This window comes from Streptosporangium brasiliense (genome assembly GCF_030811595.1).
GTDB lineage: Bacteria > Actinomycetota > Actinomycetes > Streptosporangiales > Streptosporangiaceae > Streptosporangium > Streptosporangium brasiliense.
On sequence record NZ_JAUSRB010000001.1, the window covers coordinates 1,879,018 to 1,896,638 of the forward strand.

General features: G+C 71.1%; 16 protein-coding genes. 6 read left to right on the forward strand and 10 right to left on the reverse strand.

What is annotated here, in order from left to right:
* Positions 1 to 105: 105 nt before the first annotated feature.
* Positions 106 to 957: a universal stress protein gene (locus tag J2S55_RS08240; protein WP_306858456.1), complete on the forward strand. Its 852-nt coding sequence runs from the start codon at positions 106 to 108 to the stop codon at positions 955 to 957.
* 108 nt (positions 958 to 1,065) lie between these two features.
* On the opposite strand, the gene efeO is transcribed toward J2S55_RS08240, so the two are convergent.
* Complete coding sequence (gene efeO, locus J2S55_RS08245; RefSeq protein WP_306858457.1) at positions 1,066 to 2,205, reverse strand: iron uptake system protein EfeO; 1,140 nt, start codon at positions 2,203 to 2,205, stop codon at positions 1,066 to 1,068.
* A gap of 13 nt (positions 2,206 to 2,218) precedes the next feature.
* Positions 2,219 to 3,052, reverse strand: a complete 834-nt coding sequence (gene efeU / locus J2S55_RS08250; RefSeq protein ID WP_306858458.1) for an iron uptake transporter permease EfeU — start codon at positions 3,050 to 3,052, stop codon at positions 2,219 to 2,221.
* A gap of 323 nt (positions 3,053 to 3,375) precedes the next feature.
* Here efeU and J2S55_RS08255 point away from each other — a divergent pair, with 323 nt between their 5' ends.
* Positions 3,376 to 4,764 (forward strand): cytochrome ubiquinol oxidase subunit I, encoded by a 1,389-nt coding sequence (locus tag J2S55_RS08255; protein WP_306858459.1) that lies wholly within the window; start codon positions 3,376 to 3,378, stop codon positions 4,762 to 4,764.
* Between the two features lie 24 nt (positions 4,765 to 4,788).
* Complete coding sequence (gene cydB, locus J2S55_RS08260; RefSeq protein WP_306858460.1) at positions 4,789 to 5,772, forward strand: cytochrome d ubiquinol oxidase subunit II; 984 nt, start codon at positions 4,789 to 4,791, stop codon at positions 5,770 to 5,772.
* Between the two features lie 63 nt (positions 5,773 to 5,835).
* Here the strand turns inward: cydB and J2S55_RS08265 are convergent, their stop codons facing one another.
* The 6 genes from J2S55_RS08265 to J2S55_RS08290 form a co-directional block, all read right to left on the reverse strand.
* Positions 5,836 to 6,810 carry an ABC transporter ATP-binding protein gene (locus J2S55_RS08265; protein WP_370879603.1) on the reverse strand — a complete coding sequence of 325 codons (975 nt, stop codon included), beginning with the start codon at positions 6,808 to 6,810 and terminating at the stop codon, positions 5,836 to 5,838.
* The gene (locus J2S55_RS08270; RefSeq protein ID WP_306858461.1) at positions 6,807 to 7,811 is read right to left on the reverse strand and encodes an ABC transporter ATP-binding protein; all 1,005 of its coding nucleotides are present in this window, start codon (positions 7,809 to 7,811) and stop codon (positions 6,807 to 6,809) included. The genes J2S55_RS08265 and J2S55_RS08270 overlap by 4 nt, the downstream gene beginning before the upstream one ends.
* Complete coding sequence (locus J2S55_RS08275) at positions 7,808 to 8,797, reverse strand: ABC transporter permease (RefSeq protein ID WP_306858462.1); 990 nt, start codon at positions 8,795 to 8,797, stop codon at positions 7,808 to 7,810. The genes J2S55_RS08270 and J2S55_RS08275 overlap by 4 nt, the downstream gene beginning before the upstream one ends.
* Positions 8,794 to 9,747, reverse strand: coding sequence for an ABC transporter permease (locus J2S55_RS08280; protein WP_306858463.1), 954 nt, complete (start codon positions 9,745 to 9,747; stop codon positions 8,794 to 8,796). The genes J2S55_RS08275 and J2S55_RS08280 overlap by 4 nt, the downstream gene beginning before the upstream one ends.
* Positions 9,744 to 11,453, reverse strand: coding sequence for an ABC transporter substrate-binding protein (locus tag J2S55_RS08285; RefSeq protein ID WP_306858464.1), 1,710 nt, complete (start codon positions 11,451 to 11,453; stop codon positions 9,744 to 9,746). The genes J2S55_RS08280 and J2S55_RS08285 overlap by 4 nt, the downstream gene beginning before the upstream one ends.
* Before the next feature lie 132 nt (positions 11,454 to 11,585).
* Positions 11,586 to 12,542: a LysR family transcriptional regulator gene (locus J2S55_RS08290; protein WP_306858465.1), complete on the reverse strand. Its 957-nt coding sequence runs from the start codon at positions 12,540 to 12,542 to the stop codon at positions 11,586 to 11,588.
* A 301-nt stretch (positions 12,543 to 12,843) separates the two neighbouring features.
* Between J2S55_RS08290 and J2S55_RS08295 the strand changes: the two genes are divergently transcribed.
* Positions 12,844 to 15,408, forward strand: a complete 2,565-nt coding sequence (locus J2S55_RS08295; protein WP_306858466.1) for a collagenase — start codon at positions 12,844 to 12,846, stop codon at positions 15,406 to 15,408.
* Positions 15,409 to 15,415: 7 nt separating this feature from the next.
* On the forward strand, positions 15,416 to 15,586 hold the full coding sequence (locus tag J2S55_RS08300) for a hypothetical protein (RefSeq protein ID WP_306858467.1): 171 nt from the start codon (positions 15,416 to 15,418) through the stop codon (positions 15,584 to 15,586).
* 14 nt (positions 15,587 to 15,600) lie between these two features.
* Here the strand turns inward: J2S55_RS08300 and J2S55_RS08305 are convergent, their stop codons facing one another.
* Positions 15,601 to 15,783: a hypothetical protein gene (locus tag J2S55_RS08305; RefSeq protein WP_306858468.1), complete on the reverse strand. Its 183-nt coding sequence runs from the start codon at positions 15,781 to 15,783 to the stop codon at positions 15,601 to 15,603.
* Positions 15,784 to 15,788: 5 nt separating this feature from the next.
* On the reverse strand, positions 15,789 to 16,037 hold the full coding sequence (locus tag J2S55_RS08310; protein WP_306858469.1) for a hypothetical protein: 249 nt from the start codon (positions 16,035 to 16,037) through the stop codon (positions 15,789 to 15,791).
* Positions 16,038 to 16,448: 411 nt separating this feature from the next.
* Between J2S55_RS08310 and J2S55_RS08315 the strand changes: the two genes are divergently transcribed.
* Complete coding sequence (locus J2S55_RS08315) at positions 16,449 to 17,594, forward strand: SEL1-like repeat protein (protein WP_306858470.1); 1,146 nt, start codon at positions 16,449 to 16,451, stop codon at positions 17,592 to 17,594.
* The last annotated feature ends 27 nt before the right edge of the window (positions 17,595 to 17,621 follow it).

Consider the following 17,621-nt stretch of genomic DNA (forward strand, 5'->3'; position numbering starts at 1 on the left):
GAGGGGCAGGGGGCCCGCCCGTGCCGGACGGGCCCCCTGGGCGGGGACCGCCCAGGTCACGCTCCGACGGAGCCCCAGCAGGCGCAGAGAACAGGAGGGCGAGCCATGGCTGAACTGGTCGCCGCCGGGACGGACGGCTCGCCCACCGCCACGGCGGCCGTGAGATGGGCGGTCGACGACGCCTCCCGCAGGGGGCTGCCGCTGCGGATCGTCCATGTCGTCGACAGCTGGCCGTACGGCGTCGCGGTCTTCCCTCCGCCCGACTGGCCCGAGTTCATGACGCGCGCCGGTGAGCAGGTGCTGGCCGAGGCGGCCGGGGTGGCCGTCGAACGGCGGCCGGAGGTCGACGTGACCACCGTGCTCATCGAGGGGGCACCGGTCGAGGCCCTGCGCGACCAGGCGGGGGCGGCCACCGAGCTCGTGATCGGCAGCCACGGCGCGGGAGGTTTCGCCGGGGCGCTGCTGGGCTCGGCGGTCGTCCACGTGGCCGGTCACACCTCGGGCGCCGTCGTGGTCGTCAGAGGGGAGGAGGGCGGGCCGCACGGTGAGGTCGTCGTGGGCATCGACGGCTCCTCCGGATCCGAGCCCGCGCTGGGCTTCGCCTTCGAGCAGGCGAGGCTGCGCGGGTGCATGCTGCGCGCCGTCTACGCCTGGCAGGTGGTGGCGCACGCGTTCACGCCGGAGAGCGCCTATGACGTCGGCGAGGTACGGCGGGCACAGCGCCTGGTGGCCGCCGGCCAGCTCGCCGCCTGGCAGGAGAGGTTCCCCGGGGTCGACGTCGTGCAGGAGGTCCCCCACGCCCACCCGGTGTCGGCTCTCGTGGACGCCTCGGCCCGGGCCGACCTGCTCGTCATGGGCTCGCACGGCCGCGGCGCCATCAGGGCGATCATCCTGGGATCGGTCAGCCGAGGCGTGCTCCACCACGCGCACTGCCCGGTGGCGGTGGTCCGGTCGTGAACGCCGGACGTGCCACGCGTCACGCGTCCGCGGATCGTCCCGGCCGGCGGGGCCGGGCCGCGCGGCTCACCCCGCGCGGCCCGGGCCATGCGCCTCACGGCGCGTGGTTCACGCCGTGACGGCGGCGGCCAGCTTGCTGATCGGCTCGGCCAGCGAGTTGATCGCGTCGGACAGCTCCTTCAGCTCCGCCTTCGACAGCTCGTTGTGCAGCTTCCAGCCGCTGCCCTTCTGGTGGGCGCCCAGCGCGGCCTCGGCGAGGGCGAACTTCTCGTCGAGCGTCTTGACCAGCTCGGGCGAGCGCTCCTCCAGCACCGGGCGCAGCGCCTGGACGGCGGCCTTGGAGCCCTGCAGGTTGGCGTCGAAGTCCCACAGGTCGGTGTGCGACCAGATGTCCTCCTCGCCGGTGATCTTCCCGGTGGCGACCTCGTCGAGCAGCTCCTTGGCGCCGTTGGCCAGCTGGAGGGGGGAGAGCTGGGCCTCGTTGGCCTTCTGCACGATGGTCTTGACGTCGGTCATCAGCTTGTCGGCGATCGGGCCGTCCCCGGCGACGTCCTTCTTGATCCACAGATCCTTCTCGATCCGGTGGAATCCGGTCCACTCCTGGCCTTCCTCGAGGTCGGCCTCGCGCGCGTCGATGGCCGGGTCGAGGTCGCCGAAGATCTCGGCGACCGGCTCGATGCGCTCCCAGTAGGTGCGCGCGACCGGGTAGAGGTCCTTGGCCTTGTCGATCTCGCCGGCCTTGACGGCGTCGACGAACTCCTGGGTCTTGACCAGCAGCGTGTCGCTCTGCGACTTGATGTAGCGCTTGTAGCCCGCGGTCGCCTCCGCGAGCTGGGCGTCGTCGGACAGCGGCTTGTGCTCGCCGCTGACCTTCAGCGGGTTGCGGATGCCCTTGCCGACCATGCCGGGCTTGCAGGCGGCCTCGTAGGTGCCGGGCGGCAGCTCGATGATGACCTCGCGGGTCAGGCCCGGCACGATGTTCTCCACCTCGCCCATGACCCGGTCGCCCGCCGCGTAGACGTAGAACTCGGTCACCTTGGACCCGCCGTTGGTGATCGCGAAGGTGGAGGTGCCGGCGTTGATCTCGCTGACGGCGACCTTGCACGCGGTGTCGCTGGCCGCGACGGCGATCTTGGCGTCCTTGGCCGGGCTCGCGCCCGCCGTGGTGGCCGTCTGGGGCTCCCCGGAGCAGGCGGACAGCGTGGCCAGGGCCAGCCCGGCTGCGGCCAGGATGATGGGGTTACGCATGATTCTTCTGCTTTCAGGCGGTGGTGGAGACAGTGGGGGTGGGCCGCCTGGACGACGGCGGGCGCAGGAACAGCACCAGCGTGGGCACCGCGTAGGCGACCCACGCGATGGTCTCCAGCACCGTCGGCTGCGGTGTGATGTTGAACATCCCCGAGACGAGCGCGCCCCACCACGAGTCGGCGGGCAGGACGGCGCTGATGTCGAACGCCTGGGTGGACAGGCCCGGCAGGATGTTGGCCTCCTGCAGGTCGTGCACGCCGTACTTGAAGATTCCGGCGGCGACCAGGATCAGCAGCAGCCCGGTCCAGGTGAAGAACGTGGTGAGGTTGATCTTCAGGGCGCTCTTGTAGAGGCCCCAGCCGATCACGATCGAGGTGAGGATGCCGAGGCTGATGCCGATCAGCGGGGTGGCGCTGGTGGTCGCGCCCTGGACGGAGGCGAAGAACAGCAGCGCGGTCTCCAGACCCTCGCGGGCCACGGCCAGGAACGCCATGACGACCACGGCGACCGGGCCGAGCCGCAGCGCGTCGGTGAGCTTGGCGCGCAGCTCGCCGGAGAGCGAGCGGGCGGCCCGGCGCATCCAGAAGATCATCCAGGTTACGAAGACCGTGGCGAGGAGCGAGGTGACCGCGTCGAAGAGTTCCTGCTGCCGGTGGCCGAGATGGGCGGCGGTGAAGGTGAGCAGCGCGCCGAAACCGATCGAGAGCGTCGCGGCGGCGATCACCCCCAGCCACACGAGGGGGAGCCGGTCCCTGCGGTCGCTCTTGACCAGAAACGCGACGAGGACGGAGACCACGAGCGTGGCCTCCAGCCCCTCGCGCAGGCCGATGAGGTAGCTGGCGAACACCGTCACTCCAGGCGGTTGGAAAGGGTTACCTTAATTAGGGCAGGTAAACCTTACTCGACGTCCATCGCCGGGTCGAGGTACGGGGTGCCTCAGGAGCGGGAGAAGGCGGCGCCCCGCGCTCCCGCGAGGCCCGGCGCCGGCCCGCGCACCACCTCCCCGGCGCCGGCCGGCCGTACCCCACCATGTCGGTCCGGCCCGTATGACGGACCGGGGTGCGGTCCGCGGTCGGGACGAAGGTCCCCCCAGGCGGGGTCCGCCGACCCTACGCCGGACCCCGCCCGTCCGGCCACCCTTCAGTGACCCACTGATTACCTGGAGCACTGATGGACGTCTTGGACCTGTCCCGCTGGCAGTTCGGTATAACGACCGTCTACCACTTCCTGTTCGTGCCGCTGACGATCGGCCTGTCGATCGTCGTCGCGGGACTGCAGACCGCCTGGCACCGCACCCGGAAACCGGCCTATCTGCGGTTGACCAAGTTCTGGGGCAGGCTCTTCCTGATCAACTTCGCGATGGGCGTGGTCACCGGCATCGTGCAGGAGTTCCAGTTCGGGATGAACTGGAGTGACTACTCCCGCTTCGTGGGTGACGTCTTCGGTGCCCCGCTGGCCATGGAGGGGCTGATGGCCTTCTTCCTGGAGTCCACCTTCCTCGGCCTGTGGATCTTCGGATGGGACAGACTGTCGCCCAGGCTCCACCTGGCGACGATCTGGGTGGCCGCGATCGGCACGAACATCTCGGCCTACTTCATCCTGGCGGCCAACTCCTGGATGCAGCACCCGGTCGGCTACCGGCTCAACCCGGTCACCGGCCGGGCCGAGCTGACCGACATCTGGGCGGTGCTGACCAACTCCACCACGCTGGTGACGTTCCCGCACGTGATCTTCGGCGCGTTCGTCACCGCCGGCGCCTTCGTCCTCGGGGTGAGCGCCTGGCAGCTCGCCCGCGGCAGGGAGGTCGGGCTGTTCCGCACCTCCGCCCGCCTGGCGTTGACCGTCACCCTGGCCGCCTCCGTCGGGGTCGCCCTGTCGGGTCACTGGCAGGCGCAGATCATGACCGAACAGCAGCCGATGAAGATGGCCGCCGCCGAGGCGCTGTGGGAGGACGAGACCTCCGCCGGCTTCTCGCTGTTCGCCGTCGGCGACGTCGAGAACGGCCGCAACCACATCAACCTGCAGATCCCGTACGGCCTGAGCCTGCTGTCCACCAACACGCCGGACGGCCGCGTCGAGGGGATCAACGACATCCAGGCCCGCTACGAGAGCCTTTACGGCCCGGGCGACTACAGGCCCGTCGTGGGCCTCGCCTACTGGTCGTTCCGCTTGATGATCGGTTTCGGGGCGCTGGCCGCGCTGCTCGCGCTCGCCGGCCTCTGGGCCACCCGGCGCGGGCGGCTGCCGCGCGGCCCGTGGTTCCACCGGCTGGCGATCCTGGGGATCGGCCTGCCGTTCCTGGCCAACTCCCTGGGGTGGATCTTCACCGAGATGGGCCGCCAGCCGTGGACCGTCTTCGGGATCATGCGCACCGCCGCCGCGGTCTCGCCCGGCGTGGACGTCACCGAGGTCGCCGTCTCGCTGGCCGGCTTCACCCTGATCTACGCGGTGCTCGCGGTCGTCGAGATCCGGCTGCTGCTGAAGTTCATCCGGATCGGCCCGGACGACGAGGGCGAGCCCGACCGGCCCGCCGACACCGTCCCCGCCCTGTCCTACTGAACCCATCCTGCCGAAGGAGCAGTCATGGAGCTCACCACCGTCTGGTTCCTGCTCATCGCCGTCCTGTGGACGGGTTACTTCGTGCTGGAGGGTTTCGACTTCGGCGTCGGCATCCTGCTACCGCTGCTGGGCCGTGACGAGGCCGACCGGCGCGTCCTCGTCCAGACCATCGGGCCGGTGTGGGACGGCAACGAGGTCTGGCTGCTCGTGGCGGGCGGCGCGACCTTCGCCGCGTTCCCCGAGTGGTACGCGACCCTGTTCTCCGGCTTCTACCTGCCGCTGTTCGTCATCCTGGTGGCCCTCATCGTGCGCGGCGTCGCCCTGGAGTTCCGTAACAAGAGCGACAGCCCCACCGGCTGGGACCGCGCGTTCTTCTGGGGGTCGCTCGGGCCGGCGTTCCTGTGGGGAGTGGCCTTCGCCAACATCGTGGTCGGCGTCCCGCTGGACGCCGACCACGAGTACACCGGCTCGCTGCTCACCCTGCTCAACCCCTACGCGCTGCTCGGCGGCCTGGCCACGCTCGTGCTCTTCACCCTGCAGGGCGCCCTGTTCGTCCGGCTGAAGACCGGCGGGGAGCTGCGCGAGCGCGCCGCGCGGCTGATCCGGGTGGCCGCTCCGGCGGCGCTGGCCGTCGGCGGTCTCTTCCTCGTGATCACCCAGTTGACGGTGGGCAGGCCCGTCACCTGGGCCACCGTGGCGCTGGCCGCCGCGGCGATCGCGGGCGCCCTGGTCGCGACGGTGCGCGGCCGCGACGGCTGGGCCTTCACCGCCAACACGGTGGCCATCGTCGCGGTCACCGTCACCCTGTTCGCCACCCTGTGGCCCGACGTGATGCCCGCGCTCGACCCCGCCAACAGCCTCACCGTGGACAACGCCGCCTCCAGCCCGTACACGCTCACGGTGATGACCTGGGTCGCGGCCGTCTTCACACCCCTGGTGCTGGCCTACCAGGGCTGGACCTACTGGGTGTTCCGCCGCCGCCTGACCCGGCCGCTCGGCGACGGCTGAACGCCACGGGCCCGGCGGGCGCCGGTCCGCGCCGCCGGCCGGGAGGCCGTCGGCGGGGGACCGTCAGCCGGGGAAGTGGCAGGCCACCCTCCTGCCGCCGGCGCCGTGCGGTCCGAGCGGGGGCGCCTGGCTCCGGCACAGGTCCCGGGCCGAGGCGCAGCGGGGGTTGAAGGAGCAGCCCGGAGGTGGGGCCGCCGGGCTGGGCGGGTCGCCCAGCAGGACGATCCGCTCACGGGTGAGCTCCACCTCCGGGTCGGGGACCGGCACGGCCGACAGCAGGGCGCGGGTGTAGGGATGGGCCGGGTCGGTGTAGACGGACTCGCGGGGGCCGATCTCCACGACGCGGCCGAGATACATCACCGCGACCCGGTCGCACATGTGGCGCACCACCGACAGGTCGTGGGCGATGAACAGGTACGCCAGCCCCAGCTCCCGCTGGAGGTCGGTGAGCAGGTTGACGATCTGCGCCTGGATCGACACGTCCAGCGCCGACACCGGCTCGTCGCAGACGATCAGCCTGGGCCGGGACGCCAGCGCCCGGGCGATGCCGATGCGCTGGGCCTGGCCGCCGGAGAACTCGTGCGGATAGCGGTCGGCGTGCTCGGCGCCCAGACCGACCCGCTCCAGGAGCTCGATCACGCCGCGCCGGTCCAGCAGCCGTGACGGGCCGGAGACGATGCGCTCGACGGTCTGGCGGGGGTTCAGCGACGCGGACGGGTCCTGGAAGATCATCTGGATGTCCCGGCGGAGCGGGCGCAGGTCGCGCTGGCTGAGACGGGTGATGTCGCGGCCGTCGAAGGTGACGGTGCCGCCGGTGGGTTCCAGCAGGCGGACGATCATCCGGCCGGTGGTGGACTTGCCGCAGCCGGACTCCCCGACCAGACCGAGGGTCTCCCCGGGCCGCACGTCGAAGGTGACGCCGTCCACGGCCTTCACCCCGGCCCGCCGCCCGCCGAAGGTCATCCGTAGATCCCGTACGGCCAGCAGCGGCGCGGTCCGGCCCGCCGCCTCCGGCCCGGCGGTGGACTGTACGGTCATCGTGTGCCTCCGGGGATCTCGGCGAGGTGACAGGCCGTCCGGTGGCCCGCGCCCGGCGGCCCGGAGCCGCCGGGCGCGGCCGGGCGCGGTTCCGGGACCTCGGTGACGCAGGCGTCGTGGGGGGCGGCGGCGTAACGGGCGCAGCGCGGGTGGAACCGGCAGCCGGACGGCGGCGCGAGCAGCGACGGCGGGTTGCCGGGGATCGCCCGCAGCCGTCCTCCGTCCTGCCCGTCGGCGGCCGTCAGGCGGGGGACCGAGGCGAGCAGCCCCCGCGTGTAGGGGTGGCGGGGGGCCCGGAAGACCTCCCGGGCGGGGGCGTGCTCGGCGGTGCGCCCGCCGTACATCACCAGGACCTCGTCGGCGACCCGCGCCACGACGCCCAGGTCGTGAGTGATCATCATGACCGCCACGCCGCGGTCCTCCTGGATCCTCTTGATCAGCTCCAGGATCTGCGCCTGCACGGTCACGTCCAGGGCGGTGGTCGGCTCGTCGGCGATGAGCAGGTCCGGCTCGCAGGACAGGGCCATCGCGATCATCACGCGCTGCCGCATGCCGCCGGAGAAGTGGTGGGGATACTCGCCCGCGCGCCGCCTCGGCTCGGGGATGCCCACCTCCGCGAGCATCTCCACCGCGCGCTCGCGCGCCGCCCGCCGCGAGGCCCGCAGGTGCAGCCGGTAGGCCTCGGCGATCTGCTCGCCGACGGTGTAGAAGGGGTGCAGCGACGACAGCGGGTCCTGGAAGATCATCGCCATCCGGCGGCCGCGCAGCTCGCGGAGCCGGGAGGCGGGTGCGCCCACCAGCTCCTCGCCGTCGAAGACGATCGAGCCGGAGACGGCGGCCTCGCGGTGCAGGCCCATGATCGCAAGCGATGACGCCGACTTGCCGGAGCCCGACTCGCCCACGATGCCGAGCGTGCGGCCCCGGTCCAGGGTGAAGCCGATCCCGTCCACCGCGGTCCCGGCCGGGAAGCTCACCCGCAGGTCTCTGACTTCCAGGATCACGCGTACCTCACACGGGGGTCGATCACGGCGTAGACGAGGTCCACGCCGAGGTTGGCCAGGGTGATGAAGAAGGCGGCCAGCAGGGTGACGCCGAGGACGACTGGCTGGTCGGCCTTGAAGATCGCGTCGTAGGTGAGCTGCCCGATGCCCGGCAGGCCGAAGACGTGCTCGGTGATGACCGCCCCGGCGAGCAGGCCGCCCAGGTCCATGCCGAAGATCGTGACGATCGGGGTGAGCGCCGAGCGCAGGCCGTGCTTGGTGACGACGGTCCGCTCGTACAGGCCCTTGGCGCGGGCCGTCCTGATGTACGGCTCCGCCATCGTCTCGATCATCGAGGCCCGGGTGAGCCTGGCGTACATGGCGGCGTACAGGCTGGCGAGCGTCATCCAGGGCAGCAGCAGGTTGCCCGCCCAGGCGGCCGGATCCTCGGTGATCGGCCGGTAGTCGGGGTAGGGCAGCCATTCGAGCTGCTGGACCAGGACGAGCAGCAGCATCATCGCGGTGAAGTAGACCGGCACCGAGGCGGAGGCGAGCGTGGCCGCCATGAGCGAGCGGTCGAGCGTGCTCCCCCGGCGCAGGGCCGCGACCAGCCCGACGGCCAGGCCGCCGGCGAGCCAGAGCACGGCCGAGCCGAGGGCCAGCGAGACGCTCACCGGCAGGCGGTCGGTCAGCAGGTCCCAGACGGGCAGCGCGTTCTGGTAGGAGTAGCCGAAACAGGGGACGGAGCACTCCAGCGCGGCCGGGCCGGTGCCCAGCGTGCGGCCGGCGAAGATGCCGGCCACGTAGGTGCCGAACTGCTCGTACACCGGCCGGTCCAGGCCCATCTGCCCGCGCACCAGCTGCACCTGCTCCGGGGTGCAGGTCTTGCCGCAGGCGTGGGCGGCCGGGTCCGAGGGGAGCACGTAGAAGACGGCGAAGGTCACCGCGCAGATGACCAGCAGCACGCCCGCCACCGCGGCCAGCCGCCGCAGCGTGTAAAGGGTCATCGGCCCGCTCCCTTCGGGTCGAGGGCGTCGCGCAGCGCGTCCCCGAGGAGGGTGAAGGCCAGGACGGTCAGGAACAGGCAGATGCCGGGGATCATGAAGTAGGTCGGCACGGTCTGGTACCAGAGCAGGCCGTTGTCGATCATCTGGCCCCATGACGGGGTGGGGGGCCGCACGCCGACGCCGAGGAAGGACAGCGCGGCCTCGGTGCCGATGTTGGCCGGGATCGCCAGCGTCGTGTAGACGAGGATCGGCGCGGTGAGGTTGGGCAGGATCTCCTTCAGCAGGATGTGCGCCCCCATGGCGCCGTTGACCCGGGCGGCGTCCACGAACTCGCGGTGCTTGACGCTCAGCGTCTGCCCGCGCACGATGCGCCCGACGTACGGCCAGCTGAACATGCTCATGATCAGCACGAGCAGCAGGACGCGGTCGGCGTCGGGCGCGACCGACAGCAGCGCCAGCATGAAGATCAGGCTGGGGAAGGACATCACCAGGTCCATGATCCGGCTGAGCACGGTGTCCACCCTGCCGCCGAAGTATCCGGCGGTCAGGCCGACCGCGGTGCCGACGAGCACGGTGACGGCCGTGGAGGCCACCGCGATCAGCAGCGACACCCGCGCGCCGTACACGATGCGGCTGAAGACGTCGCGGCCGTTGCCCGGCTCGACGCCGAGCCAGTGCTCGGCGCCGATCCCGCCGAGATCCCCCTTGGGGATCCCGCCGAGCGCCTGGTCGATCGCGGTCTTGTCGAAGGTCTCGGGTTCCCAGCCGTTGAGGCCGGTCAGCAGCGGGGCGGCCAGGGCCATGGCGACGAAGACCGTCACGACGGCGAGGCCGGACAGCGCGGCCGGGTCGCGGCGGAGCCGCTCGTAGGCGACCCGTCCGGGGGAGCGGCCGCGGCGGGGCGGGGCCGCGGAGTCCACCGCGGCCGCCTCGCGCGCGGTGGCGGTCACTTCCTGATCCCGAGCGTGGCGTAGTCGAACTGACCGGACCAGATCAGGTGGCCGAACGCGCCGCCGATCTTGGAGCCGGTGAGCAGCGGCTTGCGGATCCAGAGCAGGGGGATCATCGGGGTCTTCTGCATGATCGCGGCGTCCAGGTCGACCCAGGCCTGGTCGGCGGCCTTCAGGTCGGTCATGGCGTAGATCGCGTCGATCTTGTCCATGGTCTCCTGGTCCTTGAACAGCGACATGTTGCCGCTGTTGCCCTTTTCGGTGATGGTGCGGCCGTCGAACATCATCGGGATGAAGGAGGAGCCGGACGGGTAGTCCTGGCACCAGCCGTACAGCGCCATGCCGTCGAACTTGGCCGTGTCGCCGATGGTGTCGTAGTAGACCGACGGGTCGAAGGTGCTGATCTCGGTCTCGACGCCGACGCGCTTGAGCGACTCCTGGATCGCGGTGGCGGCGCCCTTGTCGCCGGTAGAGGCGTACATCTTGATCTTCACCGGCGTCGCCACGCCGGACTCGGCGATCAGTGCCTTGGCCTTCGCCACGTCGCCGGTCGGCGGGATCTTCAGGGTGTCCTGCGGGACACCGCCGGACAGCGACGGCGGCAGGTAGGCGGTGGCGACCTCGCCGAAGGCCGGGCCGCCCTTGATGGTCTGGTAGGCCTCCTTGTCGATCGCGTGCTGCAGGGCCAGCCGGAACTTCGGATTGTCGAAGGGCGCCATGGTGGTGTTCATGGCCAGGGTGTCGGTGCAGCCCCGGATCTCGTTGTGGAAGCGCGCCTTGACCTTGGGGTTGGTGAGGATCTTGGCGAAGCTCTCGCCGTTGACGTCGGCGTAGGTGACCGCGGTCTGGTCGTCGCCCTGGTCGGCGATGAGCCGGTCCACGATCACGCTCTGCCGCAGGCCCTGCTTGACGACGACCCTGTCCGGCAGCGCCTTGCGAGCCGGATCGGTGGCCGGATCCCAGTGCTCGTTGCGGCTGAGCACGAGTTCCTTGCCCCGGTCGTAGGTGTCGATCTTGTAGGGGCCCGAGGAGAAGACGCGGCTGTCGTACTGGGCCTTGGTGTCCTTGGCCCGGGGCACCGGTGCGAAGGTCGGCAGGGTGGCGTAGTAGGGGAATTCGGCCACGGGGCGCTTGAGCCTGAAGATGATCTTTCTGTCGTCGGGGGTCTCGATCGACTTCAGGGAACCGTCCTTGTAGGGGCCCCGATACTTCTCGCCGCCGGCCAGGACCAGCCGGGCGTAGTTGGGGCCGCCGGGCAGCTCGGGGGCGAAGGACCGCTCCACGTTGTACTTGATGTCGGCGGCCACGATGGGGGAGCCGTCCTCGTACTTCAGGCCCTCCTTGAGGGTGAAGGTCCAGGTCTTGCCGCCGTCGGACATCTCGCCGGTGGTGGTGGCCAGGTCCGGGACGACCTGCAGGCTGGCCGCGCCCGGTTCGGCCTTGTAGGTGACGAGGGAGCGGTAGAGGTAGCGCAGGCCGAAGTCCATCTCCGGCATCGTCCAGTTGCGGGTCGGGTCGAGGTGGGCGAAGTCCTGGTTGGACAGGATCGTGAGCGTCCCGCCCCGGGCGGCCTCGCCGGAGGAGGGCTGCTGAGCTTCGCCGGACCGGTTCGCGGCGGGCGCTTGACCGCTCCCGCCGCAGGCCGCCGTGCCTGACAGAACCGCCGCTGCGAGCAGGCAGATGCCCGCTGTAGTCCTGGGGGACATTGATCACTCCACGTCGCTGGGGGAAGATCGAGAGTGATGCGTAACATAGTAATGTGAAATACCATTCACAATAGAGCGTTATCAATCCGTAGTCATTCCCGATGGCCGGATCCGGCCAGGCCCCCCGGCCGCTCAGATGAGCGGATGCACCTCCGGATGCGCGTCCCACCAGCGCTTGAAGACCGGATTGTCGCCCACGTGGTCGGTGTAGGCGGTCGCGAGACCGCGGTAGAGCGCCGCCGCCTGTTCGTTGCTCAACCGGTCCCGGCGCCAGGCCACGACCAGCCGGGCGACCTGGGGCTGACCGGCCAGGGGGCGGACGACCGTGCCGGGCGGCGCCGGCCAGGAGGGATCGACCAGGCGCACCCCGTGCCCGGCCGCGACCAGCGGGCGCCCGGCGCCGCTCGGGGCGTCGTAGCGCAGGTTGGGTTCGAACCCGGCCGCGCGGCAGGAGGCCCGCAGCGCGGCGAGCGAGCCGTCGTCGGCGCCCGGCGGGCTGATCCAGGACTCGTCCTTCAGGTCGGCGAGGTGGATCTCCTCCTGTCCGGACAGCCGGTGGGCCGCCGACAGGGCGATGAATATCGGGTACCGGGGGACCAGGGTGCGGCTGACGACGGGCGCCGTCAGCGTGATGTCGAACCCCTCGATGACGCCCAGCAGCGCCGCGTCGAGCTGGCCGTGCGAGAGCGCCTCGGCCAGCAGGGTCGCGGAGGGCTCGATGCGCAGCGAGACCTCGTGTCCGGGCAGCGTGTCGCCGACCCGGTCGACGACGCTCGCGACGCAGGCCAGGTGCACGCAGCCCAGCCGGACGACCCCGGCCGGGCCGGTGGGTCCGCGCAGGTCGCCGAAGAGCGCGTCGACCTCCGCCAGGACGATGCGGGCACGGGCGACGATCTGGCGTCCCAGGGGCGTCGCCTGCACCCCTGAGTGGCTGCGCACGAACAGCGCCCCGCCGACCAGCTCCTCGACGCGGTGCAGCTGGTTGGTCATGGCCGGCTGGGACAGGCCCAGCCGGGCCGCGGCCCCTGTGACGCTACCTGTTTCCGCTATCGCACAGATCATGCGGAGATGCCTGATGTCGAGATCCATAGCCAAGAATTATGTTCCGGGTTATGACGGCAGGTCGCATCCGGCCATGAAACTTCGGGCAATGCGTCCCTCCGATTCTCCGGATCTGGAGCCCCGGAACCCCCCGCTCCACCCCCAGGCCCGGCGGAGCCCCCGACTTCTCCCCTGTCGATTCGGCAGCACACCCCCCGGCTGTCGATTCACCGGCACACCCCCCAGCTGCTGAATCACCGGCACACCCCCGCACTTCCGTCGTCCACCGCCGGCCGAACCCAACCTCGCATCCCGTCGTGGATACCCCCCGGAGGTTTAATTGAGAACCATGCCGTCCCCGCGCGAGTTCGGCAGGCGCCTGCCGGCGCTGCTCGCACCCGTCCTCGCCCTGGGGCTCGTCCTCCAGCCGCTGGCGGCCTCGCCCGCGAGCGCCGCCCCGGCCGGGACCGCCGCCGCACCCAACGGCACCGTCACGGGTCCCCCGCCCGTCGGAGCGGACCCCGCCGGCGGCGAGACGCCGCACGTCCAGGCGTCCCCGAAGAAGGTCAAGGAGCGCCCGCCGCTGTCCGCCTCGACGGACGCCCTGCGGCACGACGAGGACGAGCCCACACCCGCACCGGAGCATCCGAGGCCCTCGGCCACCGGCCGGACGGCCAAGGCGGCGGCCGCGTGCAACATCGGTGACTTCACCAGCCGGTCCGGGAGCGCCCTCGTCCAGCAGATCAAGGCCTCGACCACCAGCTGCGTCAACACCCTGTTCAACCTGGCCGGCAGCGACGCCTACTACGCCTTCCGTGAGTCGCAGATGACCAGCGTCGCGTACGCGCTGCGCGACAACGCCGTCTCCTACCCGGGGGACAACAGCACGAGCACCGCCCAGCTCGTGCTGTACCTGCGCGCCGGCTACTACGTGCAGTGGTACGACCCCTCCACCGTGGGCGCCTACGGGCCCGCCCTGAAGACCGCCATCCAGTCCGGCCTCGACGGCTTCTTCGGCAACTCCCGCTCCTCGACCGTCAACGACGCCAACGGCGAGATCCTCGCCGAGGCCGTCACCCTGATCGACAGCGCCCAGGAGAACGACCGCTACCTCAACGTCGTCAAGCGCCTGCTCAACGGCTACGACACCTCCTACGACGCCCACTGGTGGATGCTCAACGCGGTCAACAACGTCTACACGATCCTCTTCCGCGGCCACCAGGTCCCGGCGTTCGTCAGCGCGGTCAAGGCGGACCCGAGCGTCATCGACACCCTCAACACCTTCGCGCTGAACCACCTCGGCCTGCTCGGCACCGAGCGCTCCTTCCTGACCGCCAACGCCGGCCGGGAGCTCGGCCGCTTCCTCCAGTACGCCACGCTGCAGGCCAAGGTCCGGCCGATGGCCAAGGACCTGCTCGGCCGCAGCAACATCACCGGCGCCACCGCCCCCCTCTGGGTCGGCGTGGCCGAGATGGCCGACTTCTACGACAAGGCCAACTGCTCCTCCTACGGCACCTGCGACCTCCAGCAGCTCCTCGCGCGGAACGTGCTGCCCGTCAACTACGCCTGCGGCACCAGCATCAAGATCCGCGCCCAGGAGATGACGTCGGCGCAGCTGGCCGAGAGCTGCCGGAGCCTCACCGACCAGGACGCCTACTTCCACGGCGTCGCCAAGGACGGCAACCGTCCGGTCGACGGTGACAACAACACCACCATCGAGGTCTGCGTCTTCGACTCCAGCACCGACTACCAGACCTACGCCGGCGCGATGTTCGGCATCGACACCAACAACGGCGGGATGTACCTGGAGGGCAACCCGTCCGCCGCGGGCAACCAGCCCCGTTTCATCGCCTACGAGGCCGAGTGGGTGCGGCCCGACTTCCAGATCTGGAACCTCAACCACGAGTACACCCACTACCTCGACGGCCGGTTCAACATGCACGGCGACTTCAAGGCCGGCGTCGCCACCCCCACCATCTGGTGGATCGAGGGCTTCGCCGAGTACGTCTCCTACTCCTACCGCAAGCTCGCCTACGACGCCGCGATCACCGAGGCGGCCAAGCAGACCTACGCCCTCAGCACGCTGTGGAACACCACCTACGACCACGACACGACCCGCATCTACCGCTGGGGCTACCTGGCGGTGCGCTACATGCTGGACAAGCACCCCGGTGACGTCGCCACCGTCCTCGGCCACTACCGGACCGGTGCCTGGGACTCCGCCCGGACCTTCCTGACCACGACGATCGGCAGCCGCTACGACAGTGACTGGCGGACCTGGCTGGCGGCGTGCGCGGCGGGCGGCTGCGCGGGCGGCGGCGGCAACCAGGCGCCGCAGGCGGCCTTCACCTTCACCGCCGACGGCCTCGCGGTGAACTTCACCGACGCCTCGACCGACTCCGACGGGACGATCGCCTCGCGCCGGTGGGACTTCGGCGACGGCGCCTCGTCGACCTCGGCCAACCCCTCCCACACCTACACCACCGCCGGCACCTACACGGTGAAGCTGACCGTCACCGACAACGGAGGCGCCACCGCCGCCGCCGACAAGCAGGTCACGGTCACCTCGGGCGGATCCACCACCCCCGAATGCACCTCCAGCAGGACCGACGAGCTCGGCCGCAACTGCCAGCGCGGCAACCTGTCAGCCCCCGCCGGCGACTACCGATACCTCTACCTCTACGTCCCGGCGGGCACCACCAAGCTGACCATCACCTCGTCGGGCGGCACCGGCAACGCCGACCTCTACTACAACCCCACCACCTGGGCCAGCACGTCGGCCCACACCCACCGCTCGACCAACTCGGGCAACAACGAGACCCTGACCATCACCAACCCCCCGACCGGCTACAACTACATCAGCCTCCACGCGGCCCAGAGCTTCTCCGGGGCCGCGGTCAAGGTCCAATACTGACCCCGCCGTGAACACGCGCCGCGCCGCCGTACCGGATCCAGACGTCCGGTACGGCGGCGCGGCGCTGTCGCCGTGGCACTGTCCGGCGGCCGACGGCATGCTGTCCCGGCCGGCCGGCGAGGTCACCGCCCGCGTCGCGGTGGCCGGGGCGGCGGGTCTCCTCCGCTCCGCACGATGATCCGGACGGAACGCCTAGTCGCCGTCGCGGTGGTCGTCGAGCAGGCGGGGGAGGATGCCCATGGTGGCCCCGCCCGCCGCTCCGGCGCTCAGCAGGGCGGTGGGCCAGGGCGCGCCGGCCGCCAGGGTGAGCGCGCAGGCGATCGCCGCCACCAGCACGGTGACGGTGAGGAGAAGGAGCACGGGCGTCGAGAACATCGGTTTCACTCCTGCGGTGGCACCGGCGGGTGGCCGGTGGCGGTCTGCTCGTCTGCCCAGAACGCGATGAGCTCGGCCTCACTGAGCTGATCGGCCGGGCGGTTGGGCGGGACCCGCCCGGTGGCCAGCGCCCACGTCGTCACCAGGAGGATCAGCAACTGGTCGTCGCCGTGGACCCAGGGCGCCGGCGGGTGGCCCGGCCGATCGCCGGTGGCGCGGAGAAAGGCATGCGGACCAGCGGCGGTGCACGGCATGGGCTCTCGCCTCCATCGTCGGCAGTCGGGTGAGGCACCAACGATGCGGCAGCGGCCGGTCCGCCGCCACCGCTCCAAACATCTCCGGACGACTCCGGGCCGGTCGGCCGCCCGGCGGGACGGGAGCGCTTCCACGTGGCGAGGGACCGGCCCGGCGTCCGGTGCCGCCCGCCGGGGTCCGGGATCCTCCGATCCCGTCCGGCCCCGGCCGGGCTCCTCGCCGATGTCGTCCGGACTTATCCGGAAACATCCGGGCCGGCCCTGGCGCGTCCGGCGCCTCACCCCAGGTCGTCTGTCCGTTATTCCGGACGAAGTGGGATATGCGATCTAGCCCGCTTGACCATCCGTTAATGCGAATATGACTCCCGTTACCTCATGTAGATCGTGGATCACTCATTTCCGGCTGGGGCGATGGTTGAACAACATCGCGTTGCGGCGCGCTGCGCCTTCATCGAGCAGCTCAACGAGCTGTGCGAGCTGGCTGGCTCCCCAACGCTGTCTGAACTGCGCAGGCTGTCGGTGCGCGTCGATGGTGGCGGTGGCCGACGCAGGGAACTGGCGGAGAGCACCACGAACGACATCCTGACCGGCAAGCGGAAACGGGTCCCGGGCTGGTCGTGGGTGGCCTCGTTCGTGATCGCCTGTCATATGGCGGCCGAGCAGACCCACCTCGATGTCCGGGAGCTGGGCAGCCTCCAGGACTGGAACGCCCGGTGGCGGGCCGCCCGCACTCCTCAGCCGTCTCCCGCCGACTCGGCACCCGCCGGGGCAGAGGCGATCGCGCAGGCCAGGCCGCCCGGCGCGCCGCGGACCGTACCGCCCGCCGTGCCGCGGAGCGTGCCGCCGGTCGAGCCGTATGCGATGCCGCCCGGCGTGCCGCGGAGCGTGTCGTCAATCGAGCCGTATGCCGAGCCGCCGGTCGAGCTGTACGCGACGCCGTCCGCCATGCCATCCGCCATGCCGTCCGCGGGCAGGAGGACGGTCCGGCCCCAGGCCACCACGGGCGCGCCGCCGCCGATGTCCGGGCCGACCCAGCGCCACCTGGAGATCTACGGCAGGACCGGTGCCCGGCTGCTGCAGCGGACCGACGCCGATGACGGCCGGGCCTGCATGCGCCTGGCGGTCATCGCCCTGCTGCGGGACTGGCCCGAGGAGGCCCATCAGTGGCTGCGCCGGGCCAACGACGCCGGTCACGCCGACGCGCCGGGCCTGTTCAACCATCCGCACCGGTGCGCGGCCGCCGCCGAGCTCGCCTACCGCTACGGCCGCGAGTACCAGAGCGCGACCCCGGCCCAGGTAAGCGTCGCGATGTTCTTCTACCGGCTGGCCGGCGAGTGCGGACATGCCGAGGCCGCCTACGAGCTCGCGGTGATCCATCAGCGCCAGGACGAGGACTGGGCGGCCGCGGCCTGGTTCAACCGCGCGGCCGGCCACGGCCATCCGCACGCCGCCGCCAAGTTCAACGGCGTCTCCGCGCAGATCAGCCACGCGCCCTGGAACGCGGACGGAGTGCTGCCGGTCGGCCTGATCGAGGCGCCCACCGTCGGCGACCGGTGAGCCTCCCGTGGCCCTTTCCTGACCGGT